The organism is cyanobacterium endosymbiont of Epithemia clementina EcSB (assembly GCF_029919255.1).
In the GTDB taxonomy this organism is placed as follows: Bacteria; Cyanobacteriota; Cyanobacteriia; order Cyanobacteriales; family Microcystaceae; genus Rippkaea.
The window spans coordinates 2,793,609-2,820,042 of the sequence record NZ_CP123991.1; the positions used below are offsets into that span (position 1 = coordinate 2,793,609).

Annotated in this window: 20 protein-coding genes and 4 pseudogenes; 11 read left to right on the forward strand and 13 right to left on the reverse strand. The window is 35.1% G+C overall.

Going from position 1 to position 26,434, the window contains the following annotated elements; all coding sequences use genetic code 11:
• Positions 1–453 precede the first annotated feature (453 nt).
• Positions 454–885: pseudogene (locus P3F56_RS09340) on the forward strand (transposase family protein); the annotation flags it as partial.
• 1,783 nt (positions 886–2,668) lie between these two features.
• Here the strand turns inward: P3F56_RS09340 and accB are convergent.
• The 3 genes from accB to P3F56_RS09355 all read right to left on the reverse strand — a co-directional run bounded on the left by accB (position 2,669) and on the right by P3F56_RS09355 (position 5,505).
• Positions 2,669–3,160 (reverse strand): acetyl-CoA carboxylase biotin carboxyl carrier protein, encoded by a 492-nt coding sequence (accB, locus tag P3F56_RS09345; RefSeq protein ID WP_281152590.1) that lies wholly within the window; start codon positions 3,158–3,160, stop codon positions 2,669–2,671.
• 84 nt (positions 3,161–3,244) lie between these two features.
• Positions 3,245–3,802, reverse strand: a complete 558-nt coding sequence (gene efp / locus P3F56_RS09350; RefSeq protein WP_281152591.1) for an elongation factor P — start codon at positions 3,800–3,802, stop codon at positions 3,245–3,247.
• A 53-nt stretch (positions 3,803–3,855) separates the two neighbouring features.
• Entirely contained in the window at positions 3,856–5,505 is a 1,650-nt protein-coding gene (locus P3F56_RS09355) for a CTP synthase (protein ID WP_281152592.1), read from the reverse strand.
• A gap of 512 nt (positions 5,506–6,017) precedes the next feature.
• Between P3F56_RS09355 and P3F56_RS10595 the strand changes: the two are divergent.
• The 3 genes and pseudogenes from P3F56_RS10595 to P3F56_RS09365 all read left to right on the forward strand — a co-directional run.
• Positions 6,018–6,089, forward strand: a pseudogene (locus P3F56_RS10595) (pentapeptide repeat-containing protein); the annotation flags it as partial.
• Between the two features lie 1,943 nt (positions 6,090–8,032).
• Complete coding sequence (ccsB, locus tag P3F56_RS09360; RefSeq protein ID WP_281152593.1) at positions 8,033–9,058, forward strand: c-type cytochrome biogenesis protein CcsB; 1,026 nt, start codon at positions 8,033–8,035, stop codon at positions 9,056–9,058.
• 2,219 nt (positions 9,059–11,277) lie between these two features.
• Complete coding sequence (locus P3F56_RS09365; protein ID WP_281152594.1) at positions 11,278–12,753, forward strand: leucyl aminopeptidase; 1,476 nt, start codon at positions 11,278–11,280, stop codon at positions 12,751–12,753.
• A 171-nt stretch (positions 12,754–12,924) separates the two neighbouring features.
• Here the strand turns inward: P3F56_RS09365 and P3F56_RS09370 are convergent, their stop codons facing one another.
• Both P3F56_RS09370 and P3F56_RS10600 read right to left on the reverse strand, forming a co-directional pair.
• Positions 12,925–13,038 carry a pentapeptide repeat-containing protein gene (locus P3F56_RS09370; protein ID WP_281152595.1) on the reverse strand — a complete coding sequence of 38 codons (114 nt, stop codon included), beginning with the start codon at positions 13,036–13,038 and terminating at the stop codon, positions 12,925–12,927.
• A 56-nt stretch (positions 13,039–13,094) separates the two neighbouring features.
• Positions 13,095–13,178, reverse strand: a complete 84-nt coding sequence (locus tag P3F56_RS10600) for a hypothetical protein (RefSeq protein ID WP_405054792.1) — start codon at positions 13,176–13,178, stop codon at positions 13,095–13,097.
• 432 nt (positions 13,179–13,610) lie between these two features.
• On the opposite strand from P3F56_RS10600, the gene P3F56_RS09375 reads away from it, so the two are divergent.
• On the forward strand, positions 13,611–14,144 hold the full coding sequence (locus P3F56_RS09375) for a hypothetical protein (protein WP_281152596.1): 534 nt from the start codon (positions 13,611–13,613) through the stop codon (positions 14,142–14,144).
• Here P3F56_RS09375 and P3F56_RS09380 read toward each other — a convergent pair.
• The 3 genes and pseudogenes from P3F56_RS09380 to glsA all read right to left on the reverse strand — a co-directional run bounded on the left by P3F56_RS09380 (position 14,107) and on the right by glsA (position 15,755).
• Positions 14,107–14,430 (reverse strand): glutaminase, encoded by a 324-nt coding sequence (locus tag P3F56_RS09380; RefSeq protein WP_281152597.1) that lies wholly within the window; start codon positions 14,428–14,430, stop codon positions 14,107–14,109. The genes P3F56_RS09375 and P3F56_RS09380 overlap by 38 nt on opposite strands.
• Complete coding sequence (locus tag P3F56_RS09385; RefSeq protein WP_281152598.1) at positions 14,381–14,629, reverse strand: glutaminase; 249 nt, start codon at positions 14,627–14,629, stop codon at positions 14,381–14,383. Before P3F56_RS09385 ends, P3F56_RS09380 begins: the two co-directional genes overlap by 50 nt.
• Before the next feature lie 79 nt (positions 14,630–14,708).
• Positions 14,709–15,755: pseudogene (glsA, locus tag P3F56_RS09390) on the reverse strand (glutaminase A).
• 208 nt (positions 15,756–15,963) lie between these two features.
• Between glsA and P3F56_RS09395 the strand changes: the two are divergent.
• From P3F56_RS09395 to P3F56_RS09405, 3 genes are read left to right on the forward strand one after another with little or no spacing between them, the layout of a single operon-like run.
• Positions 15,964–16,224, forward strand: a complete 261-nt coding sequence (locus P3F56_RS09395; protein WP_281152599.1) for a hypothetical protein — start codon at positions 15,964–15,966, stop codon at positions 16,222–16,224.
• 32 nt (positions 16,225–16,256) lie between these two features.
• Positions 16,257–16,505 carry a hypothetical protein gene (locus tag P3F56_RS09400; RefSeq protein ID WP_281152600.1) on the forward strand — a complete coding sequence of 83 codons (249 nt, stop codon included), beginning with the start codon at positions 16,257–16,259 and terminating at the stop codon, positions 16,503–16,505.
• A 51-nt stretch (positions 16,506–16,556) separates the two neighbouring features.
• Positions 16,557–17,168 carry a hypothetical protein gene (locus P3F56_RS09405; RefSeq protein WP_281152601.1) on the forward strand — a complete coding sequence of 204 codons (612 nt, stop codon included), beginning with the start codon at positions 16,557–16,559 and terminating at the stop codon, positions 17,166–17,168.
• A gap of 68 nt (positions 17,169–17,236) precedes the next feature.
• Here P3F56_RS09405 and P3F56_RS09410 read toward each other — a convergent pair whose 3' ends face one another.
• The 3 genes and pseudogenes from P3F56_RS09410 to P3F56_RS10605 form a co-directional block, all read right to left on the reverse strand.
• Complete coding sequence (locus tag P3F56_RS09410) at positions 17,237–18,214, reverse strand: vitamin K epoxide reductase family protein (protein WP_281152602.1); 978 nt, start codon at positions 18,212–18,214, stop codon at positions 17,237–17,239.
• A gap of 48 nt (positions 18,215–18,262) precedes the next feature.
• Positions 18,263–19,111 carry a photosystem I biogenesis protein BtpA gene (gene btpA / locus P3F56_RS09415; protein WP_281152603.1) on the reverse strand — a complete coding sequence of 283 codons (849 nt, stop codon included), beginning with the start codon at positions 19,109–19,111 and terminating at the stop codon, positions 18,263–18,265.
• A gap of 468 nt (positions 19,112–19,579) precedes the next feature.
• A pseudogene (locus P3F56_RS10605) lies at positions 19,580–19,721 on the reverse strand (SAM-dependent methyltransferase); the annotation flags it as partial.
• A gap of 1,197 nt (positions 19,722–20,918) precedes the next feature.
• Here P3F56_RS10605 and P3F56_RS09420 point away from each other — a divergent pair.
• Positions 20,919–22,151 carry a lipid-A-disaccharide synthase-related protein gene (locus P3F56_RS09420; protein WP_281152604.1) on the forward strand — a complete coding sequence of 411 codons (1,233 nt, stop codon included), beginning with the start codon at positions 20,919–20,921 and terminating at the stop codon, positions 22,149–22,151.
• Between the two features lie 78 nt (positions 22,152–22,229).
• Complete coding sequence (gene pedR, locus P3F56_RS09425) at positions 22,230–22,592, forward strand: photosynthetic electron transport-dependent transcriptional regulator PedR (protein ID WP_281152605.1); 363 nt, start codon at positions 22,230–22,232, stop codon at positions 22,590–22,592.
• A gap of 571 nt (positions 22,593–23,163) precedes the next feature.
• Here pedR and P3F56_RS09430 read toward each other — a convergent pair.
• Both P3F56_RS09430 and P3F56_RS09435 read right to left on the reverse strand, forming a co-directional pair.
• Positions 23,164–24,054 carry a S1 RNA-binding domain-containing protein gene (locus tag P3F56_RS09430; protein WP_281153790.1) on the reverse strand — a complete coding sequence of 297 codons (891 nt, stop codon included), beginning with the start codon at positions 24,052–24,054 and terminating at the stop codon, positions 23,164–23,166.
• Positions 24,055–24,747: 693 nt separating this feature from the next.
• Positions 24,748–25,494, reverse strand: coding sequence for a creatininase family protein (locus P3F56_RS09435; protein ID WP_281152606.1), 747 nt, complete (start codon positions 25,492–25,494; stop codon positions 24,748–24,750).
• 130 nt (positions 25,495–25,624) lie between these two features.
• Between P3F56_RS09435 and P3F56_RS09440 the strand changes: the two genes are divergently transcribed.
• Complete coding sequence (locus tag P3F56_RS09440; protein ID WP_281152607.1) at positions 25,625–26,377, forward strand: response regulator transcription factor; 753 nt, start codon at positions 25,625–25,627, stop codon at positions 26,375–26,377.
• The last annotated feature ends 57 nt before the right edge of the window (positions 26,378–26,434 follow it).

A 26,434-nucleotide genomic window follows, 5' to 3' on the forward strand; every position in this document is an offset into this window, starting at 1 on the left:
ACTGTTTCAACAAAAAGACACTTATCAAGCAAGATTGTATCAATTAGTTTGACTAACTTTTACTCTATCTGATGACGAGTAATTCATTAAATCCCTTGTCTATAGAGCTTTCCAATTGATTCTTGAACAATTGACAGACTCTCATCTAAGTAAAACCCATCAACCTGAATTCTGCAATTTTTACTCTGTAAGTCTGCAAAAACACAGTATAGTAACATCATTTCTTAGAAAATAAGATCTACTAAATGTTTGTAGCTTACTTTGTTAGAAAACGCAGTTTTACTAAACCTATAATATAAAAAAAATGAAAGTATAAAGACAGAGTTTTATTGTCAATAATAAGCTTATCAAAAGCTACTGTCATTATATAGTTACTATATAGATGGTATCGTAGTGGATTTTATGTTTAAATTAAATTGTGTTAAGCCTGATATTTTTACTTAGTTTATACCTATGGCATCAAATGCTCAACTCAGTTTAATGAATGAGATTCTAGATTTAGAAGGACTCAGCATTACCCATTATCAGATTTTAAATGAGATAGGAATAGTTTTATTTATCGAAAAAATAGACCCCACAGCAACTTGTATTTATTGTGGTTCAACCACTAGAAAACTTCATCAAAATAATGAATTAACCATTAGAGATTTGCCTTGGGCAGAAAAAGCCGTCTATCTCAAGATTAATCGTCGTCAAATGAGATGTAACCAATGTGGAAATAAATTTACAGAAGAGTTAAGTTATGTCAAGAAGAAAAGAACATATACTGAAAGATTTAAGATAAAAATTATTGAAGAGGTCTTAAATAGTAACATGAAAAATATAGCTAAAAGGAATGGAGTGAGTGAACAAGAAATAGAAACAATGCTCAAAGACTTAGGTCAATAATTACAGACTAGAAAATCTCGGACATTGAAACGGTTAACAATTTTTGACTAAGATTGAAGCTGAATTAATAGTACATAGATCTAATTTGATGAAACAAGTTAATGCTCAGTTATAGGTATTACCAAATTTAGGATGGTAAAATTTGCTAAGGTCTAACATAGTCTTGTTTTGTAATTGGGTTAATAACAAGCAAACTATTAGAAACTAAAAAAATTTTCAAATTAAGCTTTTAAGACATTAGTATCGTATTAATAATTATACATAATAGGTTTACTGGAACTGAATTAGATAATCAACAAAAAATTTTAAAATAAAAAGCTGAAGAGCTAGAAAATACTAGTAAAAAATAAAAAAATATGTCGAGTTTATATGGAGAGTGAATATATGTTACTTAAAAATGAAGAAGATTAAAGAAAAAAATAAGAAGTTAGATGAAACTGGGTGTATAGTAACGTCACTAGTCTTTTCGGAAGTACACCAATTGAAAGAGAAATCTGGAATATCCTTAATGAGAACTGAGAACGGATATCAAGATTATTAAAATAACTGTTACTGTTTTGGTCAAAAGCCTATTTATTTCCAATAAATAGGCATGAAAAAAATACATATTTTATTTAAAAATTTATTGCTTATTTATACAACAAATAACTAGATTAACGGTAATAAAATATTAATATTTTACTTCAATTAATTTTTAAAAAACTAATTAATTTCAATTTTTTATCAATTTTAGCGCCTAAGTCTCTTGAGTTGATATCTCATTAGTCAATCCTATATTATGACCACGTCATCGCCAGTAAACGTTGAACAAGTAAATTATTTTATATTTTTATATTCAAGTAAATAGAATTATATTTATAGGCTTAATAACAATTACTATTTTAGCTAACTCATATTCATCTTCAAACATTTTTTTGGTAATTTCATAAACTCATATTTTATGCCATCTTTCTTCTATTATATTTAGTTTTGGACTATAAGTTGATAGAAAACAGAGATATATTTTTTTTCTTTCCATTGTTTGAGTTTAACTTTAACTAAACTACTTGTATGCACTGAGTCATTATTAAAAATCAATTCTAAGTATCTATTTTTTCGTATCGGCTGTATTTTTTTAGCTTAATTTGTCTTTCCAGATAAAATTTTTTTGTATTTTTAATTTTTTTTGTTAATGGATGAATTCTTATATTGACTTTTTTCTATCTATCATAAGTTCTTTTATTCTTTTTCGAGATCTATTTAAGCTATTTTTTACTTTTTCAATCAAAGTTATTTGTCTAATTAAATTAGATGACAGTTTCACTCAATTTACAATTTTTATAACTTTTTATACTCTTAGATTTAAACATAATATTTCTACTCTGGTTCTCGTTTTGGAAAAAGTTTTGGGGTTGCAAGTCAACTTTAATAATTTTGACTCTTCTAATAAATAGAAGAGTGACTCAGGAGATATTTAACACCATTTATGTGAAACTTAACACCAATGGTGATCGGACAAAATTTGCCAATAACTAACTTATTATTAACAACAACATAGTAAAGAACATTTTTTTCAAAGTTTTTAGGGTGTTCAAAATTATCACAAAGAATGAAATATTTAAAAATAATATTGAGATTGTGTCAATATTATTTTTTAAAAGAAATAGATAATTACAATCTTCTAAAGAATAGAAAATATTAGGCTCGGGACAGGTCACTACAACTGCTATTTCTTTAGATCAATAAATGTTAGGTTATATCATCACTGTCCTAATAGTCAGTTTTCTAAACCTCTTAAAAACTAGCTAGGATTAATCCACATTAAAGTTTGTCCATATTCTACTGCTTCCCCATTAGCGATCACGATTTCCATGACCTCTCCGGCTACTTCTGCGTCAATGTCATTCATTAACTTCATCGCTTCAACAATACAAACCGTTTGGCCATTACTAATGCGATCACCTACCTCGACAAAAGGGGGCTCATTAGGGGCAGGAGCTCGGTAAAACGTCCCTACCATGGGAGAAGTAATCTCTATCCACTTTTTGTCGATAGGAGAAGATACAGAGGGTTTAAGAGGTTCAGGTGAAGGGGGCATAGTAGAAGTTTCTGTCGTCGCGAGAGAAGGGTGAACGGTAGCCGCAGGAGATAACATAGTTGACGCAACCGGAATGTTGCTGTTTCCTCGACGTACTGTCAGTTCAAACGTTTCAGTTTTTAGGGTAACTTCTGCAATATCTGTTTGAGCGATCGCTGCTAACAGTTCTCTAAGTTCATTGAAGTTGATCGACACAAATCATCCATCCCATAAAATCAATAGAAGGGCAGTTGTCCAAATTATGACAACCGACACAGGGTAAATTCAAATATTTTAAAGTTATGTCCGTCCTAAATAGGAGCCATCGCGGGTATCTACTTTAATTTTTTCCCCAATCGAAATAAACAGAGGAACCATAACTTGCGCTCCTGTTTCAAGGATAGCTGGTTTTGTCCCACCGGTTGCCGTATCTCCTTTAACCCCTGGGTCGGTGTCGATTACTTCTAACATCACTGACGTGGGAAGTTGAACTTCTAACACCTGATCGTTCCAGAAAAGTACATCAACTTCCATTTCTTCTTTGATGTAATTGACGGCTGTTCCCATCTGCTCTGGAGTTAAGCGCGCTTCCTCAAAAGTTTGCATATCCATAAAGACGTATTGTTCACCCTCTTTATAGGTATGTTGCATGGTGCGTTTTTCCAAGTTAGCTGAGGGGACGGTTTCCCCAGCACGAAAAGTACGTTCCACAACGCTTCCAGTTTGTGCATTTTTTAATTTAGTTCGCACAAACGCCGATCCTTTACCAGGTTTAACGTGTAGAAATTCTATAACACGCCACACTGTCCCATCTAATTCAATAGTGGTACCCGTCCGAAAATCATTACTAGAAATCATGAAATGCTTTGAGAGCCTAGAAATGTCAAGACTAATTGTACAAGAGATTGGGATTAGGAACTAGAGATTAAGGGTTGATCTCCGTTAATGGAAGTTAAATAGACGGAGTTATAGTCAACCGCAGCCCTGACAAAACCTAAAAATAACGGATGAGCATTGTTAGGACGAGACCTGAATTCTGGATGGAATTGAGTCGCAATAAAAAAGGGATGTCCGGTTAATTCAACAATTTCTACCAATCGGCCATCGGGTGAAGTCCCACTAATGAGATAATCAGTTTCTAGTAAAAGACTCCGAAAAGCATTATTAAATTCATAACGATGACGATGACGTTCATAAATTACCTCCTGCTGATAAAGGGAGATAGCTAAAGTATTCGGGGTTAAACGACAGGGATATAGTCCAAGACGCATAGTTCCCCCTAAATCCACCACATCGTGCTGTTCTGGCAAAAGGTTAATTACTGGGCTAGGTGTTTCTGAATCAAATTCGACACTATTAGCCCTTTCTAGGTGAGCTATATTTCTCGCCCATTCAATCACCGCGCATTGCATTCCTAAACATAATCCTAAGAAGGGAATCTTCTGTTTACGGGCATATTCGATGGCTTTAACTTTACCATCTACTCCCCGAATGCCAAATCCCCCAGGAACAATAATGCCGCTAACATTATTTAATAATTTCTCTGGCCCCTGTTCTTCAATATCTTCAGCATTAATCCATCTCAGTTTGACCTCACTTTCAACAGCAATACCGCTATGGCCCAACGCTTCTACCACAGATAGATAGGCATCGCTCAACTGGACGTATTTCCCTACTAAGGCTACTTCGATTTGTCGAGTAGGAGACTGCATTCGGTCTATCAAGGTTTGCCACTGACTTAAATCTGGTTGACGGGGCTCAAGGTTTAAGAGTTTTAGAGTTTGCTGAGCGAGTCCTTCTCGTTCTACAATTAGGGGAACTTCATAAATACTGCCGGCATCTTGGTCAGTAATGACAGATTCTACGGGAACATCACAGAATTCTGAAAGTTTTTCTTTCATTCCCTCTTTTAAAGGGCGATCACAGCGACAGACAAGTACATCGGGTTGAATGCCAATTGACCGTAATTCTTTAACAGAGTGTTGTGTAGGTTTGGTTTTCATTTCCCTAGCGGCTGGAATCCAAGGAATCAGAGTAACGTGCATGTAAACGACGTTATTGCGTCCTACATCTTTACGAAACTGCCGAATAGCTTCTAGAAAGGGTAAAGATTCGATATCACCAACGGTTCCCCCAATTTCAGTAATTACTACATCAGGATTAGTATTTTTGGCCACCCGATGAATTCTTTCTTTTATTTCGTTGGTAATATGAGGGATGACTTGAACTGTTCCTCCCATATAAGCCCCCCGTCTTTCTTTGTTGATCACCGCTTGGTAAATTGATCCTGTGGTGACACTATTAAGACGGGACATAGAAGTGTCAGTAAAGCGTTCATAATGTCCTAAGTCTAAGTCCGTTTCCGCCCCATCTTCTGTGACAAAGACTTCTCCATGTTGAAAAGGACTCATGGTTCCCGGGTCAACGTTAATATAAGGATCGAGTTTTAGAATTGATACCGAATAGTCTCGTGATTTGAGAAGGCGACCTAAACTAGCTGCTACAATCCCTTTTCCAATACTGGAGACTACTCCTCCAGTGACAAAGACAAATTTAGTCATAAAAACTTACACAACTATGGCGAACGTCACTATCTCACCGGCTATTTTAACCTGTTGTCTGAGTTTTTAGAAAAATAAAAAAATTGATTGTTTTAAGTATCTGTATAGATAGCCAAACTTAGAACTACAAGAAAAAAACAAAAATATTTATAAATGAATTTACATCCTATGTGTTGATTAGTTTCGATTCGATCTAGTCAATAGATTAATCAATCTTAATATTATTAATTGATTGATAAAAATTAGGCAAAATTTTTTAGACACATTAGGAATGATGAAGAGTTAAGTGAGTCTCCTAAACTAGGTTAACAATCAATAGAAAAGTGGCTATCATGTTTCAAAGTTAAGAAGTTATAGAAATGAGTCAACGCTATTAGGATTATTAAATAAACTTTCATAATCTTGAATTACGTCAATTGGACTTCCATATAATCCATCTGATAAATGCTGATTTTAGTGGAGCCAACCCCAGTTATACTAGTCGCGACTAGTATAACTGAGATTTAAGCTGAGCTAACTTGAGTGAAACTTATCTCAACGAAGCAGATTTAACAGGAGCTAATCTCCAAGACAAAAAAATATAAAAGGAGTTTAAAACTAGAAAATATTTTTTTCCCAAAAATTTACAGAAAGCCAATTCAGAAAACTCTTATTAGATAAGAGTTTTCTGAATTTAAGCTAAACTTAAAAACTTAATTTAAAAGGTAATTACTTAAATAAAACTAATCTAACTTAAAAAACACGGTTTAATTGAACTAACCTTGAGCAGTCGTTTTATCCCATTCAAGTAGTAATAATAAAAGTAGAAAACAATAGCTCAAATTAATTTCACCTATTAAAGCAGTTACTCATGATTTTTTTGTTGCTCAAGTAGAGACAATTGGTATTGAGTAGTTATCAAGATTTTTGGGTTATGTCAGTAATCTAAGTAACGATTTTTTAGATGAAAATATGACATTTATAATCTGGTTGCGAAGTTTATTAATTTAGTTAGTTGTTAATATACTGAATTTATCAAGCTAAATCATCTTGTTTTGGATAATTTTAGAGAATGGGAAGAAAGATATCTTACTAGCATTCAAACTTGCCTTTGTCAAATGCTGCTGAGTAATAATAATAGTCTTTCCTAGACAGCTAAATAGCTTTTTTCACTACTTGTAAATAAAAAAAGAGTCTTATAGGTAAGATCTTATTGTAAGATGATTGCCCCAGGAGAAAAACAAAGACTCTTTTATCGGGTAGACTAGGAGAGGAGCAACACAATTATGACCAGTGTTAGGGGCTTAAATTAACAGCATCTACTCCCCACTGCTCAAAAACTGTCCGTGTAAAAATGGTGCTAGTGTTAACGTCTCCGTATTTAGCATCTGCAATAATGAGGATATCTTAGGGAACAGTGGCGATGACTTCAACTAATAATCATAACCCCAATACCTCTAATGCTTCATAAAATCTGAAATTCGGTTTATAGGCACATACCAACCTAGAAGTTTTAAGAATAGTTAATTTTAGTTAATTTACCTCATTTTCAAAGAAATACTTTAGTAATAAATCAATTTTTTAAAAATCAAATATCATTTCCAATTATAAAAATTATCAAAATCTTATAATTGGCTTTAACTATAGATAGAAAAAAATAAAAAATAATGGGAATAATTCTAATAAAACTAAATTCTTTTTACCGCTTATCCTATTTCTTAAAAGTAAGAGAATAGTATTTCTAGGTTAGAATTATTCATTCTATATTTTTATTTTTCATAAAATAAATTTATGCCTAAATAAACAATTTTAAATTCTAAATTTCTAGAAAAATAATTGTGTTTAAAAGTTTTTTATATAATCTATATATATTATTATATGATAGTGGGAATTGACACTTTTTCTGAAATCAGGTATTACTTCTATCTAAAAACTAAATTAAATCAACATTCAAATGTTATCTGATGTATTGATTTCACATTTTTAAAAAATATTAAGCATGTGCGATAAAAAATCTAATAAACCCTGAGTTCGTTCTTTCAAAAAATCTTTACTTGACTCATCATAATTCGTCCCCATTGATTAAATTAAACTTTGAATAGTAAACTCTATAAGTGTTTATATTTACACACTCTTTTTCATTTGATCGTTAGTCACCTAAAATCAATGATTGTTATTTCGAAAATCTTTGCTTTCGGAATAACTATTTATAGATAGTGTCTCACACGGTGGAGTAAGCTATAATACGTGAATTCGATCTTAAAGGAGTTAGGCATTATTATTTTTCCAACGACAGAATCAAGTTTTAGACTATAGTGCTTACTTGAAGTTTTCCATAGATTTCCTTCAGTTGAACTCAGCCTATCAAATAACTTGTTATCCTATAACAACATAGAGAACTTCTAACTCTCAAGATTTTATGACAGCCTAGGTTGAATATATCAGTTTAAAATAAAAAGTGACATCTTCCTCACCAGTTGCGCAAGCGTACAGTGTGAGTTTCTTAATTTTCACCATTGGGCATTCCTATTAAGCAGATCTTACAGATATGGACTTAATTACCCTACAAAACTTCCTGGACAATACTTCATTTTTAATATTATTCTTCACCATGCTCATTTATTGGACAGGCGCAGCCTTTCAAGAAGTTTCTGTTTTACCTATCTTGGGAACAACAGGGATAGCAATGGCCAATCTGTCAATGGCTGCACTATTAGCCGCTCGTTGGATCGAAGGAGGTTATTTTCCATTAAGCAACCTCTATGAATCTTTATTTTTCCTCGCCTGGGGCATAACAATTGTTCATCTGATAGCTGAGAAAATAAGTCGTAGTGGGTTAGTCGGGGTAGTGACAACCCCGGTGACGATGGCCATTACTGCCTTTGCTGCGTTGTCTTTACCATCAGATATGCAGACTTCAGCTCCTTTGGTTCCTGCCCTTAAGTCTAACTGGTTAATGATGCACGTTAGCGTTATGATGCTCAGTTATGCTACTTTGATGGTCGGTTCAGTCTTGGCAATCACCTTTTTAATAGTAACCTGTGGACAAGATGTAGAATTACGGGGAAGTTCAGTCGGGACAGGAAGTTATCGCCATAAGCTAAATCGTCTACAACTTTCCCAAATTGATAACAATGGAAAAGTCCCTGTGATAACAATGGCTGACCAAAATAGTAGTGGAAAAACAGCAATTCTTGATCGTATCGACTCTCGGGCTTTAGCGGCTGATTTACACCTCCTATCCCTCCAAAGGCTCAGTCTAGCTGATGTCCTAGATAATGTCAGTTATCGTATCATTGGGTTAGGTTTCCCGTTGCTTACTATTGGTATTATTGCGGGGGCAGTTTGGGCTAATGAGGTTTGGGGATCATATTGGAGTTGGGACCCTAAAGAAACTTGGGCGTTAATTACCTGGTTAGTCTTTGCTGCTTATCTTCATTCTCGCATTACTCGGGGTTGGCAAGGGCGCAAACCCGCCATTTTAGCAGCTAGTGGTTTTATTGTGGTCTGGGTTTGCTATTTAGGAGTTAATTTATTAGGCAAGGGTTTACATTCCTATGGTTGGTTCTTTTGATAAACAGTAAAAGTGAATTATCATAGAATCAATCATCTTAATTGAATGATTCTATGATCCATTTCAATCTTTTTAAGAACGTGCCATAGCTTTACAAGTATTTAATCTGAGGACTGGCTATGGCGACTACTGGTAAGCATAATTTATTTAGTGGTAAATAAAACATCTGTTCGTTATTTAAGTATTTAGTGCTGAAGTTGCTATCGATTTCTGTTAGATTTTTGTGGCTTCTTTGCTGCCATTTTTTTGAAAAACTTTTTCTTCACTTTTAGTTATTTTTACGTCAAATTTTTATAAAAAACTTCTGATACTTCAGGGTCAAATTCCAGAATAGGATAAGTATTTTAGCTTCAATAGGTTTAGTCAGTTAATTTGTTCCTATAGTAGGATAACTCTAGAAAAAAAATATTTTTGCTGCAACTAAATATTGTCTCAATATGTTTTGAAATATCTCGATAAAAACTAAAATTTACTAAGTTAATAAACTTAATTTTAGTTAGTAAAATACTCTCTTTTCCTGTACCATATCTAAACATAATTTATAAAAAAACAGTTAATTTTTCATGACTGGATACACAACATTTACCAAAAATATATAGATTATAAGGTTATAGGTACTTTCCTTAGGAATTTATCTTAGATTAAGAATAAGTTGGAAGAAGACTAAAATAAACCCACTAATCAATCTAATATAAGGAAAGTTACAATTCAGAGAACGTTGCGTAATTTTAAACAGAAGAATAAAGCTCAATAGCTAAACTAATAACAATATTACCTTTTAGAGAAAAACAAAAATATACACACTCCAAGTTAGATGTTCGTAAATTAGCACTTGTAAGACCCAAACTCTAAGAAATTATCCCAAAAATATCATCGATTTAGGTTGTAGCTGACGCAATTTAATAAGCTAAATTCCTAATGTCATGGGTAAATTAGACATGAATAACTGTTAAATAATCAGAAGGTTGGAGTTTAAATAGACGGATTAGAAAAACCTTCTCTTTAAGAAAGAGCATAACAACTTAAATTTTGTAGAACAATTATTAAAATAAGAGAGCAATGCTTCTTTATACTAACTAAATCCTCGTTTATCCATTAAAAACTGTTGGGAGAAAAGTAAAAAATATTTGCTAACTCAAGAATTTCATAATTTTAGAAGTCTGAAGTTTCGATAAAGCGATTTATTGACAGATTTCGAGTACTCATAAAGGGGTATGCCGCAGGAGTTAGACCTCAATAGGTGAATTTAAATACACACGATTTCAAAAGAGACTATAATAGTGACCGCTAAAAACAAAGAGCAGAGAACTGATAAGATAGATAGATATATACAAACAACAGATAGTTATCGGAACTCTTACCAAGAAATCAACGGACGGGTGTTATTTGGTCCTTGTATTTGATTGCTAAACCCCAATATTTAGGCGATAATTATTTATCTAAAGATATTTGGCGGTTTATACACGATCAAAAATTAAGTCTTAATAATAAGAACAGCCAAAAAAGAAAATATTAGTCGGTTGAAAGCATAGAGGGAGAAGAGGAGAATGGGACAGTTTTCTATTTAAAATAATTACCAAAATATTAATTTTTTTCAAAAACGATACCATTCCGGTATTATATCTTGTTTTGCCAAGATAATCAAAACTGAAACTAAATTAGTAAAAGTCTAGTTCTTCGATTTAAAAACCTAATTAAGTTATCGACTATTGCCGGAAGATCTTAAAATAATTAGGTGTAATAAATAAATTTATAGTCTTCACAGTCAAAAAATATTAGGCGCTTTTAATTTACTTAATTAGTATTTTGTCAAATCTAATTAAGTTATATTTAATGAGAACTAAAGAGTGAATTAGTAATTGCTATTAGACCTAAAAAAAATTAGATCTTAAATTTAATAGTGATTCTACTTAAGAGCATTTTAAATAAAATTAAGTTAGTACTCAAGTACTAAAATACTGAAATATTTAGTTATTATTGAGTGATCTTGAGTTAGTTCAAATACATAGCGATTGCTTTCCTCATTCCATACAGCACATATTTGGTGTAATTAGTCAATGTTTAACTATTAAAAATATAACAATCATCAATGAATCACTAATAGGCTAGATTCAACCAGTTCAACCTATGTAAAGAATTTTACCCAAAAATTGGGTTAGAATTTCAAACGGGACGTTGCAACAATATACACCTACGCAAATATTTTTAGAGAGGAGCATATGGATATTCGTGGCATAGAAACACCACTATTGGATTGGACTGGGGATGCCTTAGCTTTGGGTCTCTTTGAGGATGCTATGGAATTAACAGAAACCCTACTGGAATTAGATGAGAAATTAAGCAGAACTTTGAGAGAATTAATTACAGAAACAGAATTTGAAGGAAAGTCTAGTAATAATGCAGTGACTCGCGTTGGTGGTGGTAGTCCTATTCGAAAGATAATCTTAGTGGGATTGGGAAAAACAGAAGATTTGACCTTGGATACCGTTAGATTGGGCGCTGCAACCATTGCCCGTCTTGCTAAACAAATTAAAGTTAAAACCCTGGGTATTAACCTCCCGGTAGTTAATGATGATGTGGCAAGTACGGTTAGTGCAATCACGCAAGGAGTCATATTACCACTGCATCAAGATAACCGTTTTAAATCTGAACCTGAAAAAAATGAACTTAAACTCGAAAAAGTAGAGATTTTAGGCTGTGGAAAACACCAAGACGCCATCAATCAAGCACAGACCATTTGTTCTGGAGTTATCCTAGCACGGGAATTAGTGGCTGCCCCCGCCAACAGTGTTACCCCTGTTACTTTTGCTGAAATTGCTCAAACTATTGCCAAGGACTACGGACTCGATATTGAAATTTTAGAGCGCGAAGAGTGTGGAGATTTAGGGATGGGAGCCTTTTTAGGGGTTGCACAAGCCTCTGATTTACCTCCGAAATTTATTCACTTAACCTATAAACCGTCCAAGACTCCTCAGAAAAAACTGGCCATTGTCGGTAAAAGTTTAACCTTTGATTCTGGAGGACTTAACCTTAAAGGCTCAGGGAGTGGTATTGAAACCATGAAAATGGACATGGGAGGTGGGGCAGCTACCCTAGGAGCGGCCAAAGTGATCGGTCAATTAAAACCTGATGTAGAAGTTCATTTTATCTGTGCGGTAACCGAAAATATGATTAGTGGTCGCGCTATGCACCCTGGAGATATCCTAACCGCTTCTAATGGGAAAACCATCGAAGTGAATAATACTGATGCAGAAGGACGATTAACTCTGGCAGATGCTTTGGTATTTGCTGAAAAATTAGGTGTGGATGCGATTGTTGATTTAGCAACCTTGACAGGGGCTTGTGTTGTAGCGTTAGGGGATAATATTGCGGGGCTATGGAGTACTGATGAAACCTTAGCTACTCAAATAAAGAAAGCTGGATCTATTGCAGGAGAAAAAATCTGGGAAATGCCCTTAGAAGAGAAATATTTTGAGGGGTTGAAATCTCTCATTGCAGACATTAAAAATACAGGACCTCGTGCTGGTGGAGCAATTACGGCGGCCTTGTTTCTCAAAGAGTTTATTAAGGAAACTCCTTGGGCACATCTTGATATAGCAGGACCTGTTTGGTTAGATAAAGAAAATGGAGTCAATAATTCTGGGGCGACTGGTTTTCCAGTGCAAACTCTAGTTAACTGGGTCTTACATCAGTAGAAAATCAGCAAAATAAACTATTAAATCCCTGCAGCGGGACTTAATAGTTTATTTTGCTGATGGTGGTGAAGTCAATTGCAATTAAATTGGGACCGGTACGTTACTATATAGGTTTGCACCGCCTAAGTCTACTAAATAGACTCCGTCTAGATAAATCTCTTTTCGGTTTGCTCAGGCTAGGTTACTATTGTGTAAGTTGGCATATATTGGGTCAGCTTTATTTAAATTAACCCTTATCAGGTTTGCATCTGTGAAATTCGCACCAATGAGGTTGACTCCTGTCAAGTTTTCCCCACTAGATTATAGTGACACATATCAAAATCTTTTAGGTTAGCTTGGACTCAATAAGCCCTGTTCAAACCCGTTTTCTTTAAAAAAGCACCACTCAAGTCAGCATTGGTAAGATTAATTCTTTGTACATTCAGTCCCGCTAAGTTATCCTAATTTAAGGTATCGTGAATTTTTCAGACAATTGGCGAATAATTTTCTCACTTGCATATCTTTTCCCTCCTTGCAAATTTATAAGTTTTATTTCTCCTTAAATTAATAACAAAGAAAAATCTTTTCAGATAACACTTAAGTTGAATCAAAGTTAGAATTTAACTATTGGACAATTCAATTCTAAACTAATAACTTAGTTCTTTTAAAAAAATTAAATAACTCAATTTTAAATTGGTTTAGCAAAACTCATATAGTTTACGCGGTTGAACCAACACTATTTAATAAAACTTTATATTTTTACGCATATAAATGTTGAAAAAAATCTTGACTTTTTTCTAAAAAAGTAGTGATAGCATGGGTGCAGATAATCGTCCTTTGTCCATTTCTTTAGACAAGATGAACCATCTCAAAAATAAATGACAAGAGACAAAAATATGTGTGGTATTGCTGGAATTTGGAGAACAAGCCAACAAGAAAGTATTGAAACAATGATGGGCGCTTTAATTTATCGAGGGCCGGATGCTAGGGGAATGTTTATTGTTCCTAATGGTTCAGGAATTCTTGGTCATCAAAGACTTAGTATCATTGATCCTGAAGGGGGAGACCAACGAATCTACAGCATTGATCAAGGAAAAGCAATTATTGGGAATGGAGAAATTTATAATTATTCCCCACTGTTACCAGAGTTACAGCAAAAATATCAGTTTTTAACTAAAAGTGATACGGAAGTAATTTTATACTTATATGAAGATAGGAAAATAACTGCAATAAAAGAACTTGATGGAATGTTTGCCTTTGCCATTGTTGATAAAAATACATTCATTGCTGCCCGTGATCCAATTGGAATTAAGCCCCTTTTTTATAGTGAAAAAGATGGTAATTTTTGGTTTGCATCTGAACTCAAAGCCATCACTAAAATTTGTGATAAGGTGGAAGAGTTGCCCCTATAAGCGCTAAATCACGACAGTTTATAATAGCCGAACATTGTTGTAAATAAAGATCAAGAGTAGGTTTAATCTCTCCAGAAATCATGCAAAAATTGCGGAGTAAATAGGAAATTGCCCAATTGCAATCACCGCTAGTTTGTTCAGAAATCAGTCTTGACGTATCTACATAGACCCGACGACCCACATAACGTTGATACATTCCTAAGACACGGTTAAGCTTATGAGCAGGACTTCTTCCTTTAATTAAGTAAGTTCGTAATGGCGATCTCCCCTGTATTGAGCATAGCATTGTAAGGGCGTTTAGATTTTTTTTTTACCTTAATAATAGAATTGTAAGCATCCCCCGTGGGTTCCACATCCACTTTTGTCAGAATATGTTGTCTTCCATGATCTTCTAAAGCCATACCATAGACAAAAACTTTAGAAATCGATTGAATTAAAAAGGGTTTTTCCCAATCACCCACCATATAAACTGTTGCTAAACACATCGCAAACCAATCAGCATCAATCTCAACTAAATTGGGTTCACTGACATAAATTTTGCCTTTACTTAAAGGTAAATATTTTTCATAGATACTTTGTAAAAAAGGATATAGAGATAGTTTTATGAAGTAAGACAGAAGACGAAGATTTTTGTTTTTTATCTGATGGGCTTTCAGAACTAGCAGTGTTAAAACTATGTAGCTGAAAGCGATGGTAAAGCTCCTCAAAAATTTTTACCCCTCGTACACTTTTGCTATGTTCTCCAAGAGGAGAAGAAAAGACAGCAATGCCCATTTGATGAGGAACGACAGCAATAATAGCTCCTGATAATCCACTTTTAGCTGGAAAACCTACTTTATAAGCCCATTGCCCTGAAAATTCATACAAGCCACTAGTAAACATTACACTCATTAGATGCTTAGTCTACTTTACATCAAGGGCTTGTTTTCATGTAATAGGATTAAGCCCCGCATTAGCTAACGTAGCGGCCATCAAAGCTAAATCCTGACAATTAGTCATTACAGGACATTGTGGAAAATAAAGATCTAAAACTTCTTCAAGATTACCGTCAATAAGTCCAAAATTAAGCATCATATAGGCAATAGCTCGATTCAAATTATCTTGAGTTTTTTTTGCCCAAAAAATTGATTGATTAACTTCTACTTCTCGTCCAATATACCGTCGAAACATCTCAAATAAGCGTTGCTGTCGTTCAAGTAACGTATCTCCTTTCACTAAGCTAGTAGTGACAATTGCGCGGGCATTAACCATCGGATTATATTTACGCTCCTGAATTTCTTGGGGATTGATAATGTCATTAAAAGGTTCTTCTGTGAGTTCAACCCCAATTTTATTCAGAACATATTCTCATCCCCAATCTTCTAAAACCATTCCATAAACTAATAGTTTAGCAATCTATTGAATCACAAAGGGGACTTCTGTCTCGCCAGCACTATAAATTCGCCTCTTGGTAGTTACAATGCTAATCCCCAATAGATTGGGAGCAACTTGTGCTAACTCCCGAATGTGGTTCGCATTTTGTCTATCTTTTACGGGTAAATAGCGATCATATAAATTTTTTAGAAGATCCGAAACTGACTCTTTAATCCCCAGTTTTTCAGTAGCTGAGATCGGCCAGGTCTTTGGGTTGCTAATATCTAGCATATATGAATAATCTCATAATTATCATCATGTTGACCACAGTTTGCTTATCTTTGTAAAGATATAAATTAATGACAAAGGTGTTAGACAGGAGTAAGCTCCTAGAGAATTAATAACTCTCAGGCTATGTATCATATCATCCTTGAGGGGGACAATCACTGTTTATCAGGAAAAATCGATGAAATCAGCGCAATTAAATGGATTCAAAACCTATACACAAGCTGTCCAAGAGGGAAAATACGATCTGTATGTTGGTAATCTATTTGGCAAATATGATAATGTCCGTACCTATTGGGAAGATCAATTAACCCGAATTGTACTACGTCCTTTTTTGAGTGACTTAGTAGACAATCGACGTAAGAATAATCAAGGTATCAGAATTGTTGACTTAGGCTGTGGTGCCGGTCAAGGCTATGACATTTTAACTAAAATGTCATAGCCCTTTTTTTAGGGCTAGATATTAGCCAAGCAATGGTAGAAAAGGAACAAGTTTTGTTTGCCGATCATCCTCACGTCCGATTCAAACAGGCTGACTTAAGTGAAGGACTCGGTGATCTAAAAATAACTGAGGCTCCTTTCGCTCTATATTTCTCCTCCTACGGCTCATTGTCTCACTTAGCCCGAAAGGATTTAGTTCATTTATTACAAGATATTTGTCATCATGGTAGACATGGTAGTTTGGTGGTAATGGACTTAATTGGAAGATATTCGATTGAATAGCCTGACTTTTGGGATGCTCAGTGAGAAGAAGAGAAAGTACGTGAGTATAATATGAGTTATCTTTATTTTGAACCAGTTCGTCAAAAAATAGATATTGAGTCATTCCCAATTCGTTTTTGGACGGGAGCAGAGGTCAGAGAGTTAACCCAAGAAATCACCTCTAACACAGGAATTAACCTTGAAGTAGTCAAACTAGTAGAGCGCTCTATCTTAGTAGGTCGTCACACCGATACCCGGGCATTTAATCCTAAACTTAAGCAGAGTCGTCGGTTAATTAATTCTCTCCATGAAGATTATTTGCGAACCAACTTGGAAGAATTGATATTAGATGCAACCATTTTCCCCGGTCATCAGTTTATCACTCCTCTGTTACATGAACTTATCAACTCTTGGAATATTTTAATTAATTTTACCCTGCATCGTTTGTCTCATGATTTTTCTCTCCCTGAACTTCAAGGATGGGATGATTTTCCCAAACCCTTGCAATTTGCCTTAATGACTATGGATCGAGTTATCTCAGACGTCAGTTGGATGTGGTATTGTGATCCTCGAGCTAATATTATTGAACCCCAATTAGGGTATGCTCTCAGCACTTTAGAATATGAAATGCAACAAGGATGGGGTTGTGGTCATGGTTTGATCGCGGTCCTTAAAATTGGATAGTCCATAGATTAAAGTAGGGCTTAATATGATTCATTAAGCTCTACTTCAAATGGTTTATTCTTTAGAAATTAGCGGACAGGCATCGTATATTTGAAATCCGTCGGGCCTTCATATCCAGAAATTTCAGCTAACTTTTTAGGAAGTTGAGTTCCTCGAAGAATTTGTCCTTTGATCTCCCAGGTAGGATAGGATTTAATCTCAGCCGAAATGCAAGCCTGTGGGTCAGGATTTTTCCCATCAGGGGAACATTCTATGTAATCAATTTCTTGAAAAGCCTCTTTACCAAATAATTGCTTTTGTTCAAAACAGTGGGGACACCAAAACGTCCCATATTTTTTGGCCCCAATTGCTGTTAGATGTTTGGCCAAGGCAATTTCTGCTTTCCCTGATGTGGTAGTAATATTCCACCCATTGGGAGGCTGAGCTTGAGTGTTCGGCAGTGGAATGGGGGTACGACCATCAGCGGTGGGGCCATTAACACCGGCATAGACCCCCAAGGTTCCTACGAGGGTGATCATAGCTACTACTATAGGAATAAAAAAAATTTGACCAGTTTCTTCCCATTCTCGCCCGAAAATAGTCAATCCCATCAAAAATAAGGAAAATATTGCTGAACCAATGCAATAGTAACACAGAGTTTGCAGTTCTGTCGCTAAAATATACATTAAATAGCCACTAAAGATGGCCATTGAAGTTCCCCCAGCCAACAGAAGTAACCAAGTCCAGTCTTCAAGTTGTTTTCTAAGACGTTTATTCTTGTCATGTTTTACGAATAAAGGACCTAGAGAAAAGGTTACCATACTAACATATGCCAAAAATCCAAATAAACTGAGAGGTAGACCAAAGACTGTAGCATAAGGACTATCCAGAACACTTTTACAACCTGTTGCTCCAGTTTTAGCAGCTTCCACCCCACAGGAAACCTCTCCTCCCATCAGTTTAGTAATGGTTAAATAGGCAGTCAAAATAGCCCCAGCAACGGCGATCACTCCAATCATAGGGCGTGACCAGCGATAAATCCAAGGTATAGAACGTCGGCGACTCATAGTAAGATTTGTTAAAATTCAGTCTATATCAGTGATTTTAACAATACTCTATAGAGTCAATTTTAAAGAAGGCTGAGATTGTGACCTTTCTTTAGATACGTTGACCTGTTGTGCAGCTTCTACAAATTGGGCAACCCGAATAGGATCGATCGATTCCCTAATCCTACCGTTACGTTTTAGGGAACTAGCTACAATTACGCCGTCAGCAGCTTGCATTAATTCCCCGATATTGTCCCAATTTGCCCCACTGCCGATAAAAACAGGGGTTCCTTGCGCGGCAGCTGAGGCCAATTCTAAATCTTCGAGACTAGGGGGACGTCCTGTTGCCCATCCTGATAGAATTACTCCGTCAGCTAGCCCTCGTTCAAGGGTATCTTCAACGGCGGTAGTTAGGTTTGGTATTCCTAGGGAACAGGCGTTTTTAACTAATACATCGGCTAAAATTGCAACATCAGCCCCTAATTCCCGTCGATAACGAAGTAATTTATGGGCATTGCCTTCAATTAATCCTTGATCGGTTGCCATAATTCCAGTGAGGACATTAACCCGAATAAATTGGGCGTTAATGGTGGAAGCGATTGCCATTGCCCCGATAGCGTCGTTACGGAGAAGGTTAATCCCGACAGGAACGACTACTAAATTTTTAATGCGATCAACGATCAAGGTCATGGCACTGATAATGGCCGGATCAACTTGGTCTTTTGTAAAAGGAGCATCGAAAAAATTTTCGATGATAATACCATCTACTCCCCCTGCTACAAGGGCAGTTGCTTCTTGTTCAGCCCGTTCGATCACTGAGGTTAAACTACCTCCCCAACGGGCAGAAGTGGGAAGGGGTAACAGGTGAACGACACCAATGACCGGATATGTTGTGTTGAAAATTTGAGTCAAGTCCACTGAATCTACCTTGATGGTCGGCTACGGTCGATGCCGTTGCGAAATTGAGATCCGATAACAAATTGTATCGTAGTTGGGGAACCTCCGGTGAGAAGAGAATGAAGTGAGAGGGTAGACCTTTTAACTTTTGTCTTAGTTATTTGAGATGCTCTGTAAATGTAACAATTTCACTGTCGAAACACTTCCAACTCTTCAACGCCCTGAGTCCTTAATCTTTTTTTGAAATTAAATTTCCAGCTAACCTGTTTAAAATACTTAACTCTCTCCTGTGCTATTTTAGCGATATTAAAGTTTAATGCGATGAAATTGGTTATTTTAAATGACTAAAGCAACTATGCTCAAATCTTTGAAGGTTTTATAGTACGGTTTACAGAAAACTGGATAAGATTAAAAACCACAGAAAAGAGATTGTTTGATTGGGGGGGGTTTCTTAGAAAACTGTCTAAAATTGCTGATTATAGCACGAGAAAATTCTAGGTCATCGGGAAGATGAGACTCCCAACCATTCATCAAGTCCAGAATACTAATTTGAGGTTTAAGATATTCTCGATATATATTGAGTTAGTTGATCAATAAACAATTCATCGACATGGATAACAAAACTAGAAAAAGTATAATAATTAGTGTTTTTGGTAAAACTAAGTTTTGTTCATTGTTTAAGTTATAACATTATCGGTTCTAGTCAGAGATAGATTATCACTCAAAATAATTCTCATTTTAAGCATAATTTTTATGTGTTATTGATTTCGTTATTTAGGTAGTATCATACAATAAAATCAGCTAGTTACTTACCCATAATATTCTATTATTATGCATACTTATCAACTACGTAAGATGTTTTTAAAACTGGAAATAATTCAATTTATATTTAGAATATAAAAATTCTTTCAAGAAGGTTTCAGTGTATTTATGAATAAATATCTATTTATTACTAATAACTTTATGCCAACTATAGCCATGCTAATTAACATTTAAATCACATTAATTGTACTATAAAATATTCTTTCTTAAAGATATACGTAGAGTCATTAACTATATAAATTAAATATAATTGTATTTTTGATACGAATATTTTTACTGTGATTTAGTGTTTTTTTGTATATATATTGTCGTCGTCATTTTAAACAACGTCATAATTAATAATTTAAAATTATTAATTATTCGAAAAAATGCAAATATATGACAATAACTTTTATATTATTTTTGATTTATTAACTATAACATTCCCAATAATTAATTTTTAAATGAATTCATGCTAAAACTTATGAATAGAGTCTTTAAAAGAGTAAATAATAATGTCAAAGAACAGGACTCTAAGTAAACTTGATCAAGTTTACTTAGAGTCTTATTATCTAGATATTTATCCTATAACTCGTGTACAATATCAAAAATTTATTGAATCTAGAGACTATAAAAAATAATAGTAATAGTTTATAAGTATTTTCATACTCCTTTGTATTAAGTTTATTTTTCAGACTGAGATAGTTATCTTATCTGTTGTGTTAATTATTATAAAGCTGAAGTCCATACTAACTTTTTTAAAAAAAAATTAATATCTGCCGCAATTTAAGTTAACTTTTAATTAAGGTAAACTCTCACATTAATACCAGCAACATAATATACTTCTGTTAAGTCATTTTCAGCATATAGTTTGTTATTTAAGTTTCTGTCCAATTTACTTTACCTCTTTAAGGGATTCAGGATCATAAAAATTGACATTGATTTTTATTTAGGTTTTTTTAAAAAAAAGACTGTATAATTTTGTAACTATTCCTATCAATAATATTAACTAATAATCGAAAGTATAATGGCAATTTTAATGGTCAGTAACGGTCATGGAGAAGATGTAATTGCAGCTTGTATTGCGGAACAATTACGAGAGCTATCTAACGCGCCTCAAATAGCAGCTTTTCCCCTAGTAGGAGAAGGATCCGCATACAAAGATTATAATATTCCTATTATTGGGAACGTCAAAAAAATGCCATCAGGGGGATTTAATAAAAATCCAAAACACCTACTACGAGATGTTGCTGGAGGACTAATCGAATTAACTTTTTATCAGTATAAAAATATTCACAAATGGGGAGATAATGGGGGTAAAATTCTAGCAGTTGGTGATATAGTTCCCTTGCTTTTTGCTTGGTTGAGTGGGGCAGATTATGGATTTGTTGGAACTGCTAAATCAGAATATTATTTACGGGATGAAAAAGATTGGTTGCCTCAAACTTCTTGGTTAGCGCGTTGGTTTGGATCGATGTATTTTCCTTGGGAATGTTGGTTGATGAGTCATTCCCGATGTCGGGGGGTTTTTCCTAGAGACCGATTGACCTCCCAAATTTTAGAACAATGGCCAATACGAGTCTTTGATTTAGGAAACCCAATGATGGATGGTTTTGAGTCGAATCCAACAGTTAATTTAAACCTGAAATATGATTCATTAACCATCGTGCTACTCCCGGGTTCAAGAAGTCCAGAAGCACAACAGAACTGGAAAATTATTCTGGAAGCAATTCAAGAAATAATAAAAGAAAAACATAAAAATACCTTTACCTTTTTAGGGGCAATTTCTCCTGCTCTAAACCTTGAGAGTTTCATTCAATTTCTAATTTCTAAAGGTTGGATTTGTCAACCTATAATAACCAGTAAATTGTCTTTAAATGATCCTCATAGATTAGTTTTTAATCAACGCCAGACTACCCTAATATTAACTCAGCATTCCTATAAAGATTGTTTACAAATGGCTGATCTAGCGATCGCCATGGCCGGAACAGCAACAGAGCAATTTGTTGGATTAGGTAAACCAGCAATTACTATCCCTGGAAATGGACCACAGTTTACTTTAAATTTTGCTAAAAAACAAACCTATCTTCTAGGAGAATCAGTTATTTTAGTTGACCATCCACAACAAGTACCAACTGTAATTAATTCTTTATTAAAAAATCCTCAAAAACTACAGCGTATTGCTGACAATGGACGCAAAAGACTTGGGACATCGGGAGCTGCCAAACGAATTGCTCAATGTTTAAAAGACTGTTTTTAAGTGGTCATAATGTATGCGGTGTGGAAATGATTTTGGATATCCATAATTTGCGAAAATTATTTAATTTTGTGAACCTTAATGTCTAATCATCTTCCTAGAATAGGACAATGGGATAAGCGGATAAGTAAATATACTACGGGAAATATACTTATGGTGAGTGAGAAGTTTCAGACAGCAGCCTCTCTGTCGAGTCGGGAGATGGAAATTCTCGAACTCGTAGCCACTGGTTTAACCAATCTCGAAATTGCAAAGAAGCTCGAAATTAGTAAACGAACTGTCGACAATCATATTAGTAATACTTTAACAAAAACAAAGACAGAAAACAGAGTGGAACTGTTGCGCTGGGCGTTGCAGTGGGGTAAGGTCTGTCTTAATGATGTTAACTGCTGTTCTTTACCTATGTCTCATCAAGTAAATGTCATTCACGAAGTGATCTCCTAACACCTTTAATAAGTGGTTGAAGGTTATAGTTAGTATCTTGATTTTGAGTTTAAGCAGCTGTCAACAAAGGAATTTTGCTATCCTCTCAAAACAAAAGTTTAAATAAGGTTTAAATACACGGTCAGCAGAAGAGTATTTCCATTTTTCCTCCGATGGCCAATATTTAGTGTTTGCGTCAGACAGACGAGGAAAAAGAGAGAGTAGGCTTTATGATCTTTGAGGTCGTCGTTTTCTACCTTGACCGGGATTAAATCAGCTAGGAAGTAGTCAAGATAAATCATCTATTAGTTTTAGATAGACGGTATATTGTTGATGTTTTTGAATAAAAAGGCAACCCCAAAATTTTTGTTTATATTTTTTAAACATTTTGACCAGAAAAATTACTAAAAACATGTTTCTATAGGTAGTTTTTTAGAATTGTCGTGAAAATGATCGTCTTAATTCCTTTGAATTAAACGGAGGGATGCAACTGGATATTACGATTTATAATCTGGGATTAAATACCTCTTTATTTCTTCCTAATCGGTTATTAAAAAATGATTTCTAACCACCAAACTAATTTGCCAATAACTTATTCTTTTTGTAGCCTTTCTAAGGCTTGTGTTACTCTTTCTGGAGCTTTTGTCATCACCTCATCAAGGTTATCTAAAATTTCCCCAGGATAATTTTCTAAGACTTTAGTAGACAAGGAAATACGGCCTTTATATTCGTCAATATCGAGAACTATCACCTGAATTTCTTGGCCAAACTTAAACAGTGTATTTAAAGAATCAACCCGTAAACCACTAATTTGTGTAATATGTAATAATCCTGTTACTCCATTTAAATCTACGAATATTCCATAGGGTTGAATTCTAGCTACTTTTCCAGCTACCAACGTTCTTACCGTAATTTTATTCATTTGTGCTGCCATAATGGCGCGGCGTTGGGACAAGACTAATTTATTATTCTCCTGATTAACTTCCAAAAAATTAGCAGTTAAAGACTGACCCACTAAAGACTCTAAATCTTCTTTTTCGAGCAGATGTGATCGCGGAATAAACCCTCGTAACCCTTTAACCTTACCGATGACTCCCCCTTTATTGGTTCGAGTCACGAGAATTTGAACCGTTTGGCCAGTCTCAACCAATTCTGCTACATAATCCCAGGCTTGTTGTAATTGGAGTTGACGGACGGAAAGTTTAACTTGACCTTCAGCATTTTGATCACTGATAATCAAAAACTTACATTCTTCATTTAAAGGAAGAACCTCAACTAGATCAGAGGTTGAGTCTAAAGCGGCTTCTTTTAGGGGAACAAATCCCGTAGACTTGCCTCCGATATCAACATAAGCCCCGTCGGAGGTGTGTTGAAGCACTATTCCACTAACGATTTGTCCTTTTTCAAAGGTATAATCGTGCTGGTCTAGGGCTTTAGCAAAGTCATCCATAGAAAAGCCAATCTTGGATGATTTAGAGGGGATAGATTCTGGAGTCATGGTGATTAAATGAACAAGGAAAAGCAATAAACAGTCAGTTAGGTCATCGCGGTGACAACAACCCACTGATCACGATCATAATTGGGTGCTAAACAACTCTAACACATGGCTCTAAGTATCTTTGACCGCTTCTATTATGATAACTATCTTGTCGATTGCAGAAAAATTGGTGATTTACCTCTTTCATTAAGGGAAAACTTGGTAAGAAATATTATCATATTGTTAATATGGTTTCGATTTTATCTTCTTTCCTAAGATTTAGACAGGCTATTAAAGATAATCAGTTATAGCTTAAATATCTCTGAGCAGTTCTAATACTTTAGTTGCACGTCTGTCAACTTAACTAATTTTAATATCTCCTGAGGTGTAGCCGGCTTCAAATTCGGGGGCGAGACATGGGTAAGCAGCTAGAGCGATCTCCACATAACTTCGTTTAGCAATCTGTTCAGTCATTCCTAGAAAACATGGGCATCAACCCTAAAAATTTCTTTAACTACAAAAATGCCAGGAAAGACACTTCTTCTACTGGCATAACTAGATAAACATAAATAATAGCCGATTTTACCTTGTATACTTGGTATACTCGAGTATATTCAGATATAGTCTCTAATATCGCTATGGTTTAGAGCCTAAAAATAAATCCCAAGACAATTGTAGGGGGGGGTCGGGTCGCAAAAATTAATTATCTTGCAAAAACTTAAGATAAGATTCACAAAGTTCCTCAACCGCTAAATTATATAATTGCTGACCATGTTTCGGAGTCGCTAACGCAGGATTTGAGCCTATTCTGCCATCAGGATAATGACGACGAAAATCCACTGCCCCATAGATTGGATAACCAGATGCTACTTTTTCAGATAGAGGGACATTTTTAACAGACTCAGGATGGATATATTGAGTAACAGCTACTTCTGAGGGGGTAGCATGAGATCCTTCTTGATCACCGTACAATTCCTTCGCTTTTTTGTATACAGAACTACACATAAACCAATTTTCCACTCGACAACGAACTTGATCCGCTTGAGGAAAATTAAGATGAGCTAAATAATTATAGGCCTGGGAAAAAGCTCCTTTAAGGGAAGCAATGTTACCGCCATGCCCATTAATAAAGAAAAATCGGGTAAATCCTACCCTAGTTAAACAGGTTAAATAATCCTCAATGACTTGAATTAAGGTCGTAGGACGCAAACTAATAGTTCCAGGGAAAGCTGTATGATGCAATGCCATACCTACATTAATGGTGGGGGCTACCATCGCTTGAGTTTTTTCCCCAACCCCTTTAGCGATCACCTCTGCACAAATAGAATCAGTTCCTATTAACCCTGTCGGTCCATGTTGTTCAGTCGAACCGATGGGAATGATCAGTCCTTGAGAGGTGTTTAGATAATCTTCAACTTCCGGCCAGGTGCTTAAGTTTAGTAGCATAAACTATTTATTAGTGGCATAAAAAATTTAAATGTCTAAGAAGACTATGAGATGAAAGAAGAAAAAACTATACTCAACGGCTAACTTTGTTGTATATCTTAACCTAGAGTCAACGTTAAGAGTATTGTTCATGCTATCTCTAGACTTACCTCAAGCTTTGTCTTCCCAAAAAAACGTCAACCATCATCGAATTTTGGTGGTCGAAGACGAAGATGTGATTCGAGATATGATTGTTATTGCCTTAGAAGAAGAAGGTTATGAGGTTGTAAGCGCTTCCGATGGACGCACCGCATTAAATTTCTTCCAAGATAAGCTGTCTTCAGACACTGGATGGGAGTTTCACTTGGTAGTTTTAGATTTAATGCTACCCCAGATTAACGGTTTAGATATCTGTCGCCTCCTAAGATATGATGGGAACATTGTCCCTATCTTAATTCTTAGTGCCAAAGCCAGTGAAACTGATAGGGTTTTAGGTCTAGAAGTTGGAGCCGATGATTATTTAACCAAACCTTTCAGTATGCGGGAATTAGTGGCTCGTTGTCGCGCCTTGATCCGTCGTCAAGGGTTTAGTAATGTGTCATCAGTTCCCGTCCGTAAGTTCCGCGATGTTACCCTATATCCCAACGAATGTCGGGTAGAGATTCGGGGTGAGGAGGCGAACCTTTCTCCCAAAGAATATCGCTTATTAGATTTGTTCATGAGCTACCCTCGTCGGGTTTGGTCTCGCGAACACTTAATAGAACAGGTATGGGGACCTGATTTCTTAGGAGATACTAAAACTGTTGATGTTCATATCCGCTGGTTGAGGGAAAAGCTAGAGTATGATCCGAGTCAACCAGAATATTTAATTACGGTAAGGGGGTTTGGCTATCGCTTTGGTTAATTACATGAAGTAATTAATTAACATGGAGTCAAGCAATAGTTAACAGATTATTAAAGG

Excerpts from the sequence above, each read along its gene's own strand:
- efp (WP_281152591.1), bottom strand. The coding sequence starts at position 3,802 with ATGATTTCTAGTAATGATTTTCGGACGGGTACCACTATTGAATTAGAT.
- P3F56_RS09355 (WP_281152592.1), bottom strand. The coding sequence starts at position 5,505 with ATGACTAAATTTGTCTTTGTCACTGGAGGAGTAGTCTCCAGTATTGGA.
- ccsB (WP_281152593.1), top strand. The coding sequence starts at position 8,033 with ATGGACTTAATTACCCTACAAAACTTCCTGGACAATACTTCATTTTTA.
- P3F56_RS09365 (WP_281152594.1), top strand. The coding sequence starts at position 11,278 with ATGGATATTCGTGGCATAGAAACACCACTATTGGATTGGACTGGGGAT.
- P3F56_RS09375 (WP_281152596.1), top strand. The coding sequence starts at position 13,611 with ATGACAAGAGACAAAAATATGTGTGGTATTGCTGGAATTTGGAGAACA.
- P3F56_RS09380 (WP_281152597.1), bottom strand. The coding sequence starts at position 14,430 with ATGCTATGCTCAATACAGGGGAGATCGCCATTACGAACTTACTTAATT.
- P3F56_RS09385 (WP_281152598.1), bottom strand. The coding sequence starts at position 14,629 with ATGTGTTTAGCAACAGTTTATATGGTGGGTGATTGGGAAAAACCCTTT.
- P3F56_RS09395 (WP_281152599.1), top strand. The coding sequence starts at position 15,964 with ATGAAATCAGCGCAATTAAATGGATTCAAAACCTATACACAAGCTGTC.
- P3F56_RS09400 (WP_281152600.1), top strand. The coding sequence starts at position 16,257 with ATGGTAGAAAAGGAACAAGTTTTGTTTGCCGATCATCCTCACGTCCGA.
- P3F56_RS09405 (WP_281152601.1), top strand. The coding sequence starts at position 16,557 with ATGAGTTATCTTTATTTTGAACCAGTTCGTCAAAAAATAGATATTGAG.
- P3F56_RS09410 (WP_281152602.1), bottom strand. The coding sequence starts at position 18,214 with ATGAGTCGCCGACGTTCTATACCTTGGATTTATCGCTGGTCACGCCCT.
- P3F56_RS09420 (WP_281152604.1), top strand. The coding sequence starts at position 20,919 with ATGGCAATTTTAATGGTCAGTAACGGTCATGGAGAAGATGTAATTGCA.
- pedR (WP_281152605.1), top strand. The coding sequence starts at position 22,230 with ATGTCTAATCATCTTCCTAGAATAGGACAATGGGATAAGCGGATAAGT.
- P3F56_RS09435 (WP_281152606.1), bottom strand. The coding sequence starts at position 25,494 with ATGCTACTAAACTTAAGCACCTGGCCGGAAGTTGAAGATTATCTAAAC.
- P3F56_RS09440 (WP_281152607.1), top strand. The coding sequence starts at position 25,625 with ATGCTATCTCTAGACTTACCTCAAGCTTTGTCTTCCCAAAAAAACGTC.